The organism is Mangrovicoccus algicola, assembly GCF_014903745.1.
Classification (GTDB): Bacteria; Pseudomonadota; Alphaproteobacteria; order Rhodobacterales; family Rhodobacteraceae; genus Mangrovicoccus; species Mangrovicoccus algicola.
Genome location: NZ_JACVXA010000033.1, coordinates 42,133 through 57,631, shown reverse-complemented (window position 1 = coordinate 57,631; position 15,499 = coordinate 42,133). Strand labels below are relative to the sequence as shown.

The window sequence follows — 15,499 nt, the reverse complement described above, 5'->3', positions numbered from 1 at the left end:
GGCCGGGGGGCTGGCGCTGCTGGCGGCGCTGCTGGGTCTGGGACTGGCCGACATGCGGCGCCATCGCAGGCGGCTCATCGCGCTGCGCCTGCGCCAGAGCGAGGTGATGGAGCAGAAGGTCCGCGACCGCACCGCCGCGCTGGCGCGCGAGATCGAGGCCCGCCGCCGCGCCGAGGCCGATCTGCGCGCCGCCCAGGCCACTCTGGTGCAATCCGAGAAGATGGCCGCGCTGGGACGGATGTCGGCAGCGATCGTCCATGAGGTGAGCCAGCCGCTGGCGGCCATGGAGGCGACGCTGACCGCCGCCGAGTTCGGCCTCTCCCGCGCCCCCGAACAGACCGCCGCCCGGCTTCAGTCCGCGCGCGGACAGATACGGCGGATGCAGCGCATGACCCGCCACCTGAAGAACTTCTCGCGCCAGGAGGCGGCGCCGCTCTCGCCCGTTCCCGTGGCCGAGGTCGCGCGCTCGGCGCTGGCGCTGGCGCGGCCGCAGGCGGATGCGGCGGGCATCCAGCTGGATTTCAGCCCCCCCGCGGGCGATCCGATGGTCAATGCCGGCCACGCGCGGCTGGAACAGGTGCTGGTCAACCTGCTGCACAATGCCATCGCCGCGGTGGAGCCGGGCGACGGCGTCGTGACCCTGGCCATCCGTCAGACCGCGCGCAACCTGGTGCTGTCGGTGCGCGATACCGGGCCCGGCATCCCCGCCGAGCTGCTGCCGCGGGTGACGGAGCCCTTCTTCTCGGCGCACGGCGGCGAGGGGCTGGGACTGGGGCTGGCGATCTGTTTCGAAGTGGTGCAGCAATTCGGCGGGCGGCTGGAGATCCGTTCCGATCCCGGCGCGGGGGCGGAGGTCTCGGTGATCCTGCCGCTGATCGAGGACGCGACCGGACGGGAGGCCGCCGAATGACCCCGCTGATCCATGTGGTGGAGGATGACGCCGCGCATCGCGCCGCGCTGTGCGACCTGGTCAGCGCGGCCGGCTACCGCGCGGAGGGCTTCGCCGATGGCAGCCGCGCGCTGGCGGCGCCGACGCGGCCCGACCTCGTGCTGAGCGACCTGCGCATGCCGGTCATGGACGGGCAGGCCCTGCTGGAGGCCTTGCGCGACCGCGATCCGGACTGCCCGGTCGTGCTGATCTCGGGTCATGGCGACCTGGCCCAGGCGGTGCAGGCCATGCGGGCGGGGGCCGAGGATTTCCTGGAGAAACCCTATGACGGCATGCATCTGCTGGCGGTGATCGAACGCGGCCTGCGCACCCGCGCCGCGCGAGCCGAGATCGGACGGCTGCAGGCCTATATCGCGCGCCGCGAGGAGGCCGGTCTGCTGGGACGGTCCGCCGCCACCGAGGCGCTGCGCGCCCGCATCGCCGCGCTTGCCCCGACCGGGCTCGACATCCTGGTGACGGGCGAGACCGGCACCGGCAAGGAACTGGTCGCCCGCGCGCTGCATGCCGCCAGCCCGCGCGCCGCCGGACCCTTCGTGGCGCTGAACTGCGCCGCGCTGCCCGAGAGCCTGTTCGAGATCGAGATCTTCGGCCATGTCGCCGGCGCCTTTCCCGGCGCGGCCGACCGCCCCGGCAAGCTGGAGACCGCCTCGGGCGGCACCCTTCTTCTGGACGAGGTCGAGGCGATGCCCGCCGCGATCCAGCCCAAGCTGCTGCGCGCGCTGGAGGAACGGGCGGTCGAAAGGCTGGGCGAAAACCGGCTGCGGCAGCTGGACCTGCGCATCGTCGCCACCTCCAAGACCGGGCTGCGCGACCTGACCCTGGATGGCAGTTTCCGCGCGGACCTGTTCTACCGCCTGGCCGGGGCCGAAATCGAGGTGGAGCCGCTGCGCGCCCGCGGCGAGGACATCCTCCTGCTTTTCAGCCATTTCGCCGGGCTGGCCGCCGCCCGCCATGGCCGCCCGGCGCCGGTGCCCGATTACCCGATGCGCCAGCGGCTGATGGCCCGTCCCTGGCCGGGCAACGTGCGCGAGCTGCGCGCCATGGCCGAACGCGCGGCGCTGGGACTGGACCTGCCCGAAAGCGCGGCCGCCCCGGCCGGTCCCCCCGCCCCGCTGACCGAGCGGGTCGCGGCCTTCGAGGCCCGGGAAATCCGCCAGGCGCTGGAACGCTGCCGCGGCAATACCGAACGCGCCGCGCGCGCCCTCGGGATCGCGCGGCGCACGCTGAACGACAAGATCAGCCGCTACGGCATCCGCATCTGAGCCGCTTGCGGCGGGGCCGGCCGGGCTTCGCTCAGGCTGCCTCGACCCGCACCAGCACCGATTTGGACACGGGGGTATGGCTCTGCTCGCCGAAAAGCCCGTGGGGCACCAGCGCGTTCAGCTCGGGATAGTACCCCGCGATGCAGCCCGTGGGGATGTCGTGGGAGACCAGGCGGAACCCTTCGACGACCCGCTCCACCCCGTCCTCGTGAAGCCCGCGCAGCGTGACGCGCGCGCCCGGCTCCAGCCCCAGGCGCGCGATGTCGCCGGGATGCATGAAGACCACGCGGCGTTCGCGGAACACCCCGCGATAGCGGTCATCCATGCCGTAGATCGTGGTGTTGTACTGGTCATGCGAGCGGAAGGTCTGCAAAACGAAGGTGCCCGCCTGCCCCGCCGCCTGCTGCCATTCGGTCGCCTCGGGCAGCGGCCGCGCGTCGAAGACCGCGCGCCCCGACGGCGTCGTCCAGATCCGTTCCGCCGCGCGGTTGCGCAGCCGGAACCCGCGCGGGCGGCGCAGCGTGGTGTTGAAATCGCCGAAATCGGGCAGGACCCGGGCGATCATGTCGCGGATCGCGTCATGATCCTGGGCCAGCGCGTCCCAGTCCAGCACCTGCGAGCCGACCGTGGCGGCGGCAATCCCCGCGACGATGGCGATCTCGGATCTCAGCCCCGGCGCGGCGGGCAGGTTGATCCCGCCCGATCCGTGCACCATGCCCATGGAATCCTCGACCGACACGATCTGGCGGTCGCCTGCGGCGTTGCGGTCGATCTCGGTCCGGCCCAGGCAGGGCAGGATATAGGAGGCGCGCCCGGGCAGGAGGTGGCCGTGATTGAGCTTGGTCGCGATGTTCACGGTCAGATCCAGCCGCATCATCGCCGCCGCGATCAGCGCGCTGTCGGGCGTGGCGCGGGCGAAATTGCCGCCGAGCGCGACGAAGGCCTTCGCGCTGCCGTCCAGCATCGCGCCGATCGCCCCCAGCACGTTATGCCCCGGCGCGCGCGGCATCGGCACGCCCAGCTCGCGCTCCATCGCGTCGAGGAAGGCGGCAGCGGGTTTCTCGTTGATCCCCACCGTGCGGTCGCCCTGCACGTTGGAATGGCCGCGCACCGGGCACAGCCCCGCGCCGGGCCGCCCGATATTGCCGCGCAGGAACATCAGGTTGGTCATCTCGCGGATGGTGGCGACCGAATGGCGGTGCTGGGTGATGCCCATGGCCCAGGTCAGGATCACCCGGTCCGCCTCCATGTAGATCCCCGCGGCATGGGCGATCTCGTCGCGGCTCAGGCCGGATTGCGCCTCGATCTCGGACCAGCCCGTCGCCTCCACCTCGGCCCGCCAGTCGGCGAGCCCCTCGGTATGGGCGGCGATGAAGGCGTGATCCAGCACCGGCGGACGCCCCTCCGCCTGCGCGCGGTCCTCGGCGGCGAAGACCAGTTTCGCCATCCCGCGGAACAGCGCCATGTCGCCCCCCAGCCGCGGGCAGAGGAAATCGGTGGAGGTCGGACGGCTGCCGCCCTGGATCATCTCCAGCTTGTCCTGCGGATCGGCGAAGCGTTTCAGCCCCTTTTCCTTCAGCGGGTTCACTGCCACCACGCGCGCGCCGCGCGCGGTCGCCCGGCGCAGATCCGCCAGCATCCGCGGATGGTTGGTGCCCGGGTTCTGGCCGACCACGAAGATCGCGTCGGCCAGCTCGAAATCCTCCAGGAGGACGGTGCCCTTGCCGATGCCGATGGCGGCCGACAGCGCGACGCCGCTGGCCTCGTGGCACATGTTGGAACAGTCGGGGAAGTTGTTGGTCCCGAAGAGCCGCACGAAAGCCTGGTAGAGGAACGCAGCCTCGTTGCTGGCGCGGCCCGAAGTGTAGAATTCCGCGGCATCCGGATGCGGCAGCGCCTTCAGCGCGGCGCCGATTTCGCCAAAGGCAGTGTCCCAGTCGACCGGCAGATAGCGGTCGGTCGCGGCGTCGTAGCGCAGCGGATGGGTCAGCCGGCCCTGGTACTCCAGGTCGTGATCAGACCAGCCGCGCAGCTCGGTCACGGTATGGGCGGCGAAGAATTCGGGCGTCACCCGGTCGCGCGTGGCCTCCCAGGCGACGGCCTTCACGCCGTTCTCGCAGAATTCGAAGGAGGACCCGTGTTCGGGATCACCCCAGGCGCAGCCCGGGCAGTCGAACCCGTCGGGCTGGTTGGCGCGCAGCATGGTCTGCGCCCCCGACAGGGGGGCGCGGCTGCCCATCAGGTGGCGGCCCACGCTTTTCAAGGCTCCCCAGCCGCCCGCCGCGCTGGACGGCTTGCCCGTCACGTCATCCCTGGCCAATGATCTGCTCGCTTCTTCCGGTTCCGGCGGTGCCCCGGCCGCGAAGCGGCCGATGCTGCACCGCAGCTTCGGCGGCGATCAACGCCTTTTTCAGCCGTGATTCAAGATCAAACTTTCGTCGGCTGATAGGATCCGGCTATCGCGGGCGGGTCAGGACGCGTCTGCCGCCAGAACCCGCACCGCCTCGGAGGCCGGGGCCTCGCGCAGGCGCTCGGGGCGGTCATATTGCAGGATGCGCCCCTCGCCCATCACCGCGATCCGGTCGGCCAGCGCCCAGGCTTCGGCCCGGTCATGGGTGACGAGGATGGCGGCGACGCCGATCTTCTGCTGCAGGTCGCGCACCGAGGCGCGCAGCGACTGGCGCACCTGCGCATCGAGCGCCGAGAAGGGTTCATCCATCAGCAGCAGCCGCGGATTGATCGCCAGCGCCCGGGCCATGGCGACGCGCTGGCGCTGCCCGCCCGAGAGCTGCGCGGGATAGCGCTCGCCCAGCCCCGGCAGCTCGATCATCTCCAGCAGTTCCTCCACCCGCGCCGCGATCTGCCGCCGCGACGGGCGGCTGCCGCGCGGCATGACCTTCAGCCCGAAGCCGATATTCTCCGCCACGCTCATGTGGCGGAACAGCGCGTAGGACTGGAAGACCATGCCGAAATGGCGTGCCCCGGCACTCAGCCGGGTGATGTCCTCGCCATCGAGGCTGAGCGTGCCGCTATCGGGATGCTGCAGCCCCGCCACGATGTTCAGCAATGTCGTCTTGCCGGAGCCCGAGGGACCCAGCAGCGCGACGAATTCGCCGGTGCCGATCTCCATCGACACGTCCTTGAGAACCTCGGTGCCCTCGAAGGACTTGCGGATGTTGCGGATGTCGAATGTCATGCGGCCTGATCCCTCTTCGGACCGAAATGGTGCAGAAGCCCCCGCAGCGCCAGCGTGGCCAGCGCCAGGAATGTCAGGAGCGTGGCGGCGGCAAAGGCGCCGGTGGCGTTGTAGTCGTTATACATCAGTTCCACCTGCAGCGGCAGGGTCATGGTCTGGCCGCGGATCGCCCCCGAAACCACGCTGACCGCGCCGAATTCGCCCATCGCCCGCGCCGCCGAGAGGATGACGCCATAGGCCAGCCCCCAGGACACATTGGGCAGCACGATATGGCGGAACATCTGCCAGCCATTCGCGCCGAGCGTCAGCGCCGCCTTCTCCTCGTCCAGCCCGGTGACCTGCAGCACCGGCAGCACCTCGCGCACCACGAAGGGGCAGGTGATGAAGGCCGAGACCAGCACGATGCCGGTGAGGTTGAACATCAGCTGGATGTTATAGTCGGCCAGCGCCGCGCCGACCGGGCCATAGGCACCGTAGATCAGCAGGAAGCACAGCCCTGCCACCACCGGCGAGACGGCGAAGGGCGCCTCGATCACGATCAGGAGGAGCCTGCGGCCGGGAAACTCGAACCTTGCGATGGCCCAGGCCGCGGCCAGCCCGAAGACGGTGTTCAGGGGCAGCACGATCAGCGCGGTGACGATGGTCAGCCGGATCGCGGCCAGCGTCTCGGGATCCGAGACGGCGGTCCAGTAGGCCCCTGCCCCCTCGGCGAAGGCACGGTGGAAGATCGACACGACCGGCAGGATGACGACGATCACGGTGAAGGCCAGCGCGGCCAGGATCAGCAGGCGGCGCAGCATCAGCGGGCCTCCCTCAGATAGGCCTGCATCCGGTGCTGGGCGATGTTGATCGCCGCCAGCAGCACCAGCGAGGCGCCCAGCAGCGTGCCCGCGATGGCGGCGGCGGCCGGGTAGTCGAATTCGTCCAGCCGGATCAGGATCAGCAGCGAGGCGATCTCGGTCTCGTAGGGCATGTTGCCCGCGATGAAGATCACCGCCCCGAATTCGCCCAGCGAGCGCACGAAGGACAGCCCCACCCCGGTCAGGATCGCGGGCATCAGCGGCCGCAGGATCACCCGCAGGAACAGCGCGGGCCCCGAGGCCCCCAGGGTCAGCGCCGCGCGTTCCTCGTCGGGATCCAGTTCCTCGATGGCGGGCTGCAGCGCGCGGACGGCGAAGGGAAAGGAGGTGAAGGTCATCGCCGTGACGATGCCCCACCAGCTATAGGCGATCTGGATGCCCAGCGGCTCCAGCAGCCGCCCCATCCAGCCCGAGCCGTCATAGAGCGAGACCAGCGCGATCCCCGCCACCGCCGTGGGCAGCGCGAAGGGCAGGTCGATCACCGCATCCAGCGTCTCGCGGCCGGGAAAGCGGTAGCGCACCAGCACCCAGGCCACGATGAAGCCGAAGATGCCGTTGAACAGCGTCGCCATCGCCGCCGCCGTGACCGTGACGCGCAGCGCCGCCAGCGTCCGTTCGGATCCGATGATGCGCAGGTAATCGGCCAGGTCCAGCTGCGCCAGCTGCCAGGCCAGACCCGACAGCGGCAAGAGGATGACAAGCGTCACGAACAGGAGCGTGATGCCCAGCGACAGCGACAGCCCCGGGATCACGCGGGGCGGGGCGGAACGGAGCGATACCATCGCGTGCACCTCGAACGGAAAGGTCCCGGCATTGCGGCCGGGACGGGATTGTCTTGCAGCGGTCTAAGGCGCCTCGATCAGTTGCGGAAGACCTGATCGAGCGTGCCGCCATCGCCGAAATGCGCTTCCTGCGCCTCTTCCCAGCTGCCGAACACGTCATCGACGGTCAGCAGGCGCACTTCGGGGAACTGGTCGGCGGTTTCCTCGACCACTTCCGGATCGTGCACGCGGTTGTTGAAGGACGCGATGATCCGCTGCGCCTCGGTCGAATAGAGGAACTCCAGATAGGCGCGGCCGATATCGGCGGTGCCGCGCTGCTCGGCGACCTTCTCCACCAGCGCGACCGGGAATTCCGCCAGAAGCGAGGTTTCCGGCACGACGCGCTCATAGGCGCCGTCATCCTCGGCGGCGCGGATGTTCTCCACCTCCGCCTCGAAGGTAATCAGCACGTCGCCGATATTGCGTTCCACGAAGGTGGTAGTCGCGCCGCGCCCGCCGGTATCGAAGACCGCCACGTTCTTCAGTAGCTTGCCGACGAAATCCAGCGCCGCCGCCTCGTCCCCGCCGGAGGCTTCCAGCGCATAGGCATAGGCCGCCAGGTAGGTGTAGCGGCCGTTGCCGCTGGTCTTGGGGTTGGGGAAGACGAGGCTGACATCCTCGCGCACCAGGTCGTCCCAGTCCTCGATGCCCTTGGGATTGCCGCCGCGCACCAGGAAGGCGGGCAGCGAGTAATAGGGCGAGGCATTGTTGGGCAGCGCCGATTTCCAGTCCTCGGCGACGAAGCCGCCGCGATCGGCCAGGACCTGCACGTCGAGCACCTGGTTGAAGGTGACGACATCGGCCTGCAGCCCCTGCAGGATCGCGCGCGCCTGCTTGGAGGATCCGGCATGGCTCTGCTGGATGGTCAGGTCGTTGCCGGTCTCGGCCTTCCATTCCTCGGCGAAGACCGGGTTCAGCGCGGCATAGAGTTCGCGGGCGATGTCGTAGGAGACGTTGAGGATCTCCTGTTCCTCGGCCTGGGCAGGCCCGGCAAGGCCCGCAAAGGCCAGAAGACCTGCGCCGAGGCTGTTCTTCACCAGCCGGCGGCGGGAGAGCGGGGCGCGCGAGAAGAGGGACATGATGGCTCCGAAATTTTTCCTGAATTCCCGGAAAGATCTAAGCCATTATTCCCTCATGGGCAATTCGCCCCGGAAAATAGGGAATTTTTTCCCGCAAGAGCCGCCCGGCAGGGACATGCCGCCGTCCCATGCCGCGGCTCCGGAACGGCGGGGGCGCGAAACCTGCCCCGCCGAACCAAAATTCTGCCCCGCGCCGGTCGCTCAGCCCATGCGCTCCGAGCTGAAGCTGCCCGGGGAGGCGGGAAAGACCACCGTGCTGCTGCCATTGAGGAACACCCGGCGATTGGCATGGGCATGGATCGCGCGGGCCAGGACCTGGGCCTCCACGTCGCGCCCGAGGCTGACGTAATCCGCCGCCGACTGGGCATGGGTCACGCGCACCGTGTCCTGCTCGATGATGGGGCCCTCGTCGAGATCGGCGGTGACGTAGTGGGAGGTCGCGCCGATCAGCTTCACCCCCCGCTCGAAGGCCTGGCGGTAGGGGTTGGCGCCCTTGAAGGAGGGCAGGAAGGAATGGTGGATGTTGATGATCCGCCCCGACATCTGCTGGCACATCCGGTCCGAGAGGATCTGCATGTAGCGCGCCAGCACGATCAGCTCGGCCCCCGCATCCTCGACCACCTTCATGATCCGCGCCTCGGCTTCGGGCTTGTTCTCCTTCGTCACCGGGATGCAGTGGAAGGGGATGTCGTGATTCACCACGACCTTCTGGTAATCCATGTGGTTGGAAATCACCGCCACCACCTCCACCGGCAGCGCGCCGATGCGGACGCGGTAGAGAAGGTCGTTGAGGCAATGGCCGAAGCGGCTGACCATGATCACCGCCTTCATCTTCACCGCCTCGTCATGGAAGGCGAAATCCATCTCCAGCCCGGCGGCGATCTCGGCGAAGTCGCGGCGCAGCTCGGCCAGCCCCGCGCCGGTCTCGGCGGCAAAGCTGACCCGCATGAAGAACCGGCCCGTGGCGGCGTCGTCATACTGGGCGCTGTCGGTGATGTTGCAGCCATGCTCGGCCAGGAAGACCGCGATCGCCGCGACGATGCCGCGGGTCGTGGGACAGGTCACGGTCAGGCAATAGCGCGCAGCGGCCGTCGCGGGACGGTCGGCATCGGCGCGGGAGAGGGAGGAGGCGTCGGTCACGGGGCTCTCTTTCTTGAATGTCAGGCGGTCAGGGGAAGGACCGGCAGGGCGGGCCATGGCCTGCCGCCTCAGGTCTCGTCGAAGGCCGTCAGGCGCAGCGCCGCCTGATCCAGCGCATGCCACAGCGAGCCTGCGGCCGAACGCATCCCCCACAGCGCCAGGCATCCGGGATCGCGGCGCAGCGCGAAGACGCCCATGTGATGCAGCACCGTGCGCGTGGCCCTGCCGGGCGCCAGGGCCGCGGCAGGCAGGTTCACCAGCCGCTCGGCCAGCGCCTCCAGCGCCGCGGCATCGCCCGCCACCTCGAAACAGGCCCAGCCATCCGTCTGTTCGGTGACCGAACAGCCCGGCGCCATCGCGGCAAGCGCGGCGGCGAAATCCGCCTCCGCCTGGCCCGCCGCCTCGACCATCCACTGGCCCGGCCCGGTCCAGAAGGCGGCCAGCCCATCGGCCGAGGCCAGCCCGCCGGGCCCGGGCAGCACCAGCCCGCCGGGCGCGGGCGCCACGGCGCCACGGCGCAGCGCCAGGGAGGCCAGCGCGATATCGGGGCGCTCAACCAGGCTCAGCGCGCCGTGGCGGCGGCTGCGCGGGGCCGCGCCGCCGAGCGCCGTCATCGGGATCAGGTCAGTCACGCAGGCGACCTCCTTCAGGGTCGACGAAATGGGCGGAGACGACGCGCAGCGCGGCCTCCGTCCCCTCCAGCGGGTTGGCGGCGGTGATGACCTCGTCCATCCGGGCCTCGCCATTCTCCAGGAAGCCCAGGCCGATCATCGTCCCGACATGCGGCGAGAAGCAGGCGGAGGTGATCCAGCCCTGGTCATGGGCGGTGTCCTGCGGCGCATCGGCTGCAAAGAGATGGCTGCCCGGCACCACCCCGGCGCCCGGATCGACCGGCACCAGCCCGACCAGCCGCCGCGTCTCCGAGGCCAGCCCGCCGCGGCGGGACATGACGGCGCCGATCGCGTCCTTCTTCCGCGACACCATCTTCTCCAGCCCGATCATCCGCGCGGTGGTCTGGCCGTTCAGCTCGGCCCCCGCGGCATGGCCCTTCTCGATGCGCAGCACGCCGAGCGCCTCGGTGCCGTAGGGGGTCACGCCCAGATCGGCCCCCGCCTCCATCAGCCGCGCCATCAGCGCATGGCCATAGCGGGCGGGCACGGCGATCTCATAGGCCAGTTCCCCCGAGAAGGAGATGCGGAAGAGCCGCGCGCGCAGCCCGCCGCAGACGGTGATCGCGCCGCAGGCCATGAAGGGAAAGGCCTGGTTCGACAGGTCGGCCCCGTCGGCGATCCGCGTCAGCAGCTCGCGCGAGCGCGGCCCGGCCACGGCGATCTGCGCCCAGGCATCCGTGGTGGAAATCAGCTGCACGTCCAGATCGGGCCACAGGCATTGGCGGGCGAATTCCATGTTGCGATACACCGTGCCCGCATTCGCGGTGGTGGTCGTGACCACGTAATGGTCCTCGCCCAGCCGCGCGCAGGTGCCGTCATCATACAGATGCCCGTCCTCGCGCAGCATCAGCCCGTAGCGGACCTTTCCAACCGGCAGCGTGCCCATCATGTTGGCATAGATGCGGTTCAGGAAGTCCCCCGCATCGGCGCCCTGCACGTCGATCTTGCCCAGCGTGGTGACATCGCAGATCCCCACCGCGGCGCGCACGGCGCGGGCCTCGCGGTCGACGCTCTCGCGCCAATGGGTCTCGCCGGGGCGCGGGAAATACTGTGCCCGCATCCAGGCCCCCACCTCGGTGAAGACCGCGCCCTCGGCCTCGGCCCAGGAATGGCTCGGCGTCAGGCGGGTCGGACGAAAGCCCCGGCCGGTATCGCCGCCGCCCAGCACGCCCAGCGACACGCCGGTATAGGGCGGGCGGAAGATCGTCGTGCCGGTCTCGGGGATCGCCTTGCCAGTCAGTTCCGCCATCACGGCCAGGGCGGTGACATTGGCGGTCTTGCCCTGGTCGGTCGCCATGCCCAGCGTGGTCCAGCGTTTCAGGTGCTCGACCGGGCGCATGTTCTCCTGATGCGCCAGGGCGATGTCCTTGACCGTGACGTCATTCTGGAAATCGACCCAGGCCCGGCCCTTGCCGGGGACATGCCAGAACGCCTCCTGCCGCGCCGGTTCCGCCTCGGCCGCCGGAAGGTGCACCGGCGCCGGGGCGATCCCCAGGTCGCCGAGCGCCTGCGCGGCCGCGCGCAGCCCGTCGGCCATGGCCTCGGCCGTGCCGCCCTGCCCCGCCGCCGCGCCCGCCGGGATCAGCCCCGCAGGCCCGCCCGGACCGGGCAGGAAGGCCAGCCGCGCCTCGTCCCAGACAGGACGCCCGCGGTGATGCGAGGCCAGGTGCACATTCGGGTTCCAGCCGCCCGAGACGCCCAGCAGCCCGCAATCCAGCCATTCGGCCCGGCCGCCGCGCGTCACCTCGATCGCCGTCAGCCCCAGCCGCCCGCGCGTGCCGGTCACGGTGGCGCCGGCGAAGGTCTCGTAGCCGCCCAGGTTCGGCGCGTCGCGGCGCGGGTCGATCACGCCGAGGACCGGCACGCCCTTCGCCGCAAGCTGCGCCGCCGTGCGATGGCCGTCATCGCCATTGGCGAAGATCGCCACCGGGTCGGCCGCCTGCCTCTGTCCGGTCACGCCCCAGCGATTGGCATAGGCGCGGATCGCGCCCGCCAGCATGATGCCGGGGCGGTCATTGTCGCGGAAGGGGATGTGCCGCTCGGTCGCCCCGGCCGCCAGCACGCTGCGCCGGGCCGTGATCCGCCACAGGGTCTGGCGCACGCCCCCCCCGGCCTCCGCCAGGTGGTCGGAAACCCGCTCGACCGCGCCGAAGATGCCGTGGTCATAGGCGCCGAAGACCGTGGTGCGGGTCATAACCCGGACATTCGGCAGCGTGGCCAGCTCGGCGGCGACCTCCGCCACCCAGTCCGGCGCCGGGCGGCCATCGAGCAGCCCGCCCTCGGCCAGGAGCCGGCCGCCGGGACGGAAATCCTCCTCGGCCAGGATCACCTGCGCCCCGGCCCGTCCGGCCGCCAGCGCCGCCGCCAGCCCCGCCGCGCCCGCGCCGATCACCAGAAGGTCGCAATGACGGTAGCCGCGATCATAGGCATCCGGGTCCGGCAGCCCCGACAGCGCCCCCAGCCCCGCCGCCTTGCGGATCACCGGCTCGTAGAGCTTCTCCCAGAACGCCTTGGGCCACATGAAGGTCTTGTAATAGAACCCGGCGGCGAGGAAGGGGGCCAGCCGGTCATTGACCGCAAGCCAGTCGCGCTGCAGCGACCCGGCATGGTTCTGGCTCGAGGCCTCCAGCCCGTCGAACAGTTCCGCCACCGTCGCCCGCGTGTTCGGCTCTGCCCGCGCGCCGCGGCCCAGCGTGACCAGCGCGTTGGGCTCCTCGCTGCCTGCCGCGATCGGCCCGCGCGGGCGATGATACTTGAAGCTGCGGCCCATCAGCTGCACGCCATTGGCCAGGAGCGCCGAGGCCAGCGTGTCGCCGGGATGGCCGGCGAAGGCGCGGCCGTCGAAGGTGAAGCTCAGGCGCCGCGCCGTATCGACGAGATGGCCGGAGAGGCGGGTCATTCGGACCTCCGCGCCACGTCGGTGGCCAGTTCCGCGCCCAGGATCTCGTGGGTCAGCGTGTTGCGGGTGACGACCAGCCAGGAGCGGTCGCCCTGTTCGTGGAACCACAGCTCGCGATGCACGCCCGCGGGGTTGCCGCGCAGATAGACATGGTCGCAGAACGCGTCCTCGCCCGCGGCCGGATCGGGACGGTTCATCAGCGCGGCATCGCCGAGATAGGTGAATTCCTGCGCATCGCGCGGGCCGAGAAGGGGATGGGGGATCAGCATGGCGGGATCTCAGTGCAGGTTGGGCTGGGCGCCGGCGCCCTTCTCGTCGATCAGCTGGCCGCGGGCGAAGCGGTCCAGCCGGTAGGCGGCGGCGGTCTCGTGCGGCCGGCCGGTGGCCAGGAGATGCGCGAAGGCATAGCCCGAGGCCGGGGTCGCCTTGAACCCGCCATAGCACCAGCCGGCATTCAGGTAGAGCCCCTCCACCGGCGTGCGGTCGATGATCGGCGAGCCGTCCATCGACATGTCCATGATGCCGCCCCAAGACCGCAGGAGCCGCGCCCGCCCGATCATCGGCATCAGCGCCATGCCGCCCTCCGCCACGTCCTCGACCACGGCGAGGTTGCCGCGCTGCGCATAGGAATTGTAGCCATCGATATCGCCGCCGAAGACCAGCCCGCCCTTGTCGGACTGGCTGATGTAGAAATGCCCCGCGCCGAAGGTGATGACCGTGTCGATCAGGGGTTTCAGCCCCTCGGTGACGAAGGCCTGCAGCACATGGGATTCGATCGGCAGGCGCATCCCGGCCATCGCCATGACGCGCGAGGAACTGCCCGCCACCGCCACGCCGACCTTGCCCGCGCCGATGGGGCCGCGCGTAGTCTCCACGCCCGTCACGGCGCCGCCCTCGATGCGCAGGCCGGTGACCTCGCAATTCTGGATCAGGTCGACGCCGCGCCGGTCGGCGCCACGGGCATAGCCCCAGGCCACGCCGTCATGGCGCGCGGTCCCGGCGCGGGACTGCACGAGCCCGCCCTTGATCGGAAAGCGCGCATCGTCGAAATTCAGATAGGGCAGCCGCGCGCGCACGCCGTCGCGATCGAGCAGTTCGGCATCCGCCCCGGCCAGGCGCATCGCGTTGCCGCGGCGGCGATAGGCGTCGCGCTGCGCATCGGTATGGATCAGGTTGACGATGCCGCGCTGGCTGACCATCGCGTTGAAGTTCAGCTCCTGCTCCAGTCCTTCCCAGAGCTTCATCGAGAATTCGTAGAAGGGCTCGTTGCCCGGCAGCAGGTAGTTCGAGCGGATGATCGTGGTGTTGCGCCCGATATTGCCCGAGCCGATCCAGCCCTTCTCCAGCACGGCGATGCGCGCCTGTCCGAAGACCGAGGCCAGGTAATAGGCCGTGGCCAGCCCGTGCCCGCCGCCGCCCACGATGACGATGTCGTAGCGGGGCTGCGGATCCGGGTCGCGCCAGAGCGGCTCCCAGCCGCGATGCCCCGTCAGGGCCTCCTTCACCAGTCTCAGTCCCGAGAATCTCATCCGGTCCGCTCCTTCATTCCCGGCCTTCCTACACCGCGGCGGCGGGCAATGCTTCTTGAAAATGGACAATCACATTCGTAATAACGTCACGTTGGCAAAACGGGGGAAACGGCCCATGCGCAGGATCGCCTTCCTGCTGGTCGACGGCTATGCGCTGATGTCGACCGCCGCCGCGCTGGAGCCGCTGCGCGCGGCGAACCTGTTCGCGCCGGGGGCGGCCTATGACATCACGCTGCTGTCGACGGGGGGGGCGGAGGCGCGGTCCTCCATTGGCGCCGCCTTCCCGGCGCGTCCGTTCCGGGAGGTCGCGCCCGATCACGACCTGGTCTTCGTGGTGGCCGGCGGCAGCCCCGGGCGCATGGCCGATCCGGCGCTGATGAGCTGGCTGAGGCAGGCGGACCGGCGCGGCGCGGCCCTGGGCGGGATCTCGGGCGGGGCGGTGGTTCTGGCGCGGGCGGGATTGCTGGCGGGGCGGCGCTTCACCGTGCACTGGCACCACTATGACGAGGTCGCGGCGATGCCGGGCGACGGGCTGCTGGAGCGGCGGCTCTTCGTCATCGACCGCGACCGCTATACCTGTGCGGGGGGCACGGCGCCGCTGGACATGATGCATGCGATCATCGCCCGCGACCATGGCACCGCCTTCGCGCAGCGGATCTCGGACTGGTTCATCCAGACCGAGATCCGCGGGGCGGAGGCGCCCCAGACCGCATCGCGCGCGGCCCGCTATGGCCCCCTGCCCCGCCCTGTGGCGGATGCGCTGGAGCTGATGGACGGCCATGTCGCCGATCCGCTGGACCTGGAACAGATCGCCGCGCTGTGCGGGATCTCGCCGCGTCAGCTGGGGCGGCAGTTCCGCGCGGCCACCGGACGCTCGGTGATGGCCGAATACCGGCGGATCCGGCTGGAGACCGGGCGCGGGCTGATCGTCTCGACCCGGCTGCCCCTGTCAGGCGTGGCGCTGATGACCGGCTTTGCCGGGCAGGCGCATTTCTCCGATGCCTTCCGCCGCGAATTCGGCATCGCCCCCTCCAGCCTGCGCCGCGCGGAGGGCCCGGCTCAAGGCCGGGCCGGGACGGTGCCCGGGGACTGA

At 70.3% G+C, this 15,499-nt stretch carries 13 protein-coding genes; 3 read left to right on the top strand and 10 right to left on the bottom strand.

The features are described from left to right. Together ICN82_RS11675 and ICN82_RS11670 are read left to right on the top strand one after the other, a co-directional pair. Positions 1-910: sensor histidine kinase (locus ICN82_RS11675; protein ID WP_230978203.1), on the top strand; the 910-nt coding region annotated here is incomplete at its 5' end. Then, the gene (locus ICN82_RS11670) at positions 907-2,211 is read left to right on the top strand and encodes a sigma-54-dependent transcriptional regulator (protein ID WP_193182914.1); all 1,305 of its coding nucleotides are present in this window, start codon (positions 907-909) and stop codon (positions 2,209-2,211) included. The genes ICN82_RS11675 and ICN82_RS11670, both read left to right, overlap by 4 nt. A gap of 31 nt (positions 2,212-2,242) precedes the next feature. Here ICN82_RS11670 and ICN82_RS11665 read toward each other — a convergent pair whose 3' ends face one another. The 10 genes from ICN82_RS11665 to ICN82_RS11620 form a co-directional block, all read right to left on the bottom strand. Next, positions 2,243-4,531, bottom strand: a complete 2,289-nt coding sequence (locus tag ICN82_RS11665; RefSeq protein WP_193182912.1) for an FdhF/YdeP family oxidoreductase — start codon at positions 4,529-4,531, stop codon at positions 2,243-2,245. 150 nt (positions 4,532-4,681) lie between these two features. Next, positions 4,682-5,407, bottom strand: a complete 726-nt coding sequence (locus ICN82_RS11660) for an ABC transporter ATP-binding protein (protein WP_193182910.1) — start codon at positions 5,405-5,407, stop codon at positions 4,682-4,684. Continuing rightward, entirely contained in the window at positions 5,404-6,207 is an 804-nt protein-coding gene (cysW, locus tag ICN82_RS11655; protein ID WP_193182908.1) for a sulfate ABC transporter permease subunit CysW, read from the bottom strand. The genes ICN82_RS11660 and cysW overlap by 4 nt, the downstream gene beginning before the upstream one ends. Then, a complete protein-coding gene (cysT, locus tag ICN82_RS11650) occupies positions 6,207-7,049 on the bottom strand; it encodes a sulfate ABC transporter permease subunit CysT (RefSeq protein ID WP_193182906.1) in 843 nt (280 codons plus the stop codon). Before cysT ends, cysW begins: the two co-directional genes overlap by 1 nt. 77 nt (positions 7,050-7,126) lie before the next feature. After that, positions 7,127-8,167: a thiosulfate ABC transporter substrate-binding protein CysP gene (gene cysP, locus ICN82_RS11645; protein ID WP_193182904.1), complete on the bottom strand. Its 1,041-nt coding sequence runs from the start codon at positions 8,165-8,167 to the stop codon at positions 7,127-7,129. Between the two features lie 201 nt (positions 8,168-8,368). After that, on the bottom strand, positions 8,369-9,307 hold the full coding sequence (gene purU / locus ICN82_RS11640; RefSeq protein WP_330998996.1) for a formyltetrahydrofolate deformylase: 939 nt from the start codon (positions 9,305-9,307) through the stop codon (positions 8,369-8,371). 68 nt (positions 9,308-9,375) lie between these two features. Then, positions 9,376-9,939 carry a sarcosine oxidase subunit gamma gene (locus ICN82_RS11635; RefSeq protein WP_193182900.1) on the bottom strand — a complete coding sequence of 188 codons (564 nt, stop codon included), beginning with the start codon at positions 9,937-9,939 and terminating at the stop codon, positions 9,376-9,378. Then, a complete protein-coding gene (locus tag ICN82_RS11630) occupies positions 9,932-12,877 on the bottom strand; it encodes a sarcosine oxidase subunit alpha family protein (protein WP_193182898.1) in 2,946 nt (981 codons plus the stop codon). The genes ICN82_RS11635 and ICN82_RS11630 overlap by 8 nt, the downstream gene beginning before the upstream one ends. Beyond that, positions 12,874-13,146 carry a sarcosine oxidase subunit delta gene (locus ICN82_RS11625; protein WP_193182896.1) on the bottom strand — a complete coding sequence of 91 codons (273 nt, stop codon included), beginning with the start codon at positions 13,144-13,146 and terminating at the stop codon, positions 12,874-12,876. The genes ICN82_RS11630 and ICN82_RS11625 overlap by 4 nt, the downstream gene beginning before the upstream one ends. Positions 13,147-13,155: 9 nt before the next feature. Then, on the bottom strand, positions 13,156-14,406 hold the full coding sequence (locus ICN82_RS11620; protein WP_193182894.1) for a sarcosine oxidase subunit beta family protein: 1,251 nt from the start codon (positions 14,404-14,406) through the stop codon (positions 13,156-13,158). A 115-nt stretch (positions 14,407-14,521) separates the two neighbouring features. Here ICN82_RS11620 and ICN82_RS11615 point away from each other — a divergent pair, with 115 nt between their 5' ends. Continuing rightward, positions 14,522-15,499: a GlxA family transcriptional regulator gene (locus ICN82_RS11615; RefSeq protein ID WP_193182892.1), complete on the top strand. Its 978-nt coding sequence runs from the start codon at positions 14,522-14,524 to the stop codon at positions 15,497-15,499.

Excerpts from the sequence above, each read along its gene's own strand:
- cysP (WP_193182904.1), bottom strand. The coding sequence starts at position 8,167 with ATGTCCCTCTTCTCGCGCGCCCCGCTCTCCCGCCGCCGGCTGGTGAAG.
- ICN82_RS11620 (WP_193182894.1), bottom strand. The coding sequence starts at position 14,406 with ATGAGATTCTCGGGACTGAGACTGGTGAAGGAGGCCCTGACGGGGCAT.
- cysW (WP_193182908.1), bottom strand. The coding sequence starts at position 6,207 with ATGCTGCGCCGCCTGCTGATCCTGGCCGCGCTGGCCTTCACCGTGATC.
- ICN82_RS11660 (WP_193182910.1), bottom strand. The coding sequence starts at position 5,407 with ATGACATTCGACATCCGCAACATCCGCAAGTCCTTCGAGGGCACCGAG.
- ICN82_RS11625 (WP_193182896.1), bottom strand. The coding sequence starts at position 13,146 with ATGCTGATCCCCCATCCCCTTCTCGGCCCGCGCGATGCGCAGGAATTC.
- ICN82_RS11615 (WP_193182892.1), top strand. The coding sequence starts at position 14,522 with ATGCGCAGGATCGCCTTCCTGCTGGTCGACGGCTATGCGCTGATGTCG.
- cysT (WP_193182906.1), bottom strand. The coding sequence starts at position 7,049 with ATGGTATCGCTCCGTTCCGCCCCGCCCCGCGTGATCCCGGGGCTGTCG.
- ICN82_RS11670 (WP_193182914.1), top strand. The coding sequence starts at position 907 with ATGACCCCGCTGATCCATGTGGTGGAGGATGACGCCGCGCATCGCGCC.
- ICN82_RS11630 (WP_193182898.1), bottom strand. The coding sequence starts at position 12,877 with ATGACCCGCCTCTCCGGCCATCTCGTCGATACGGCGCGGCGCCTGAGC.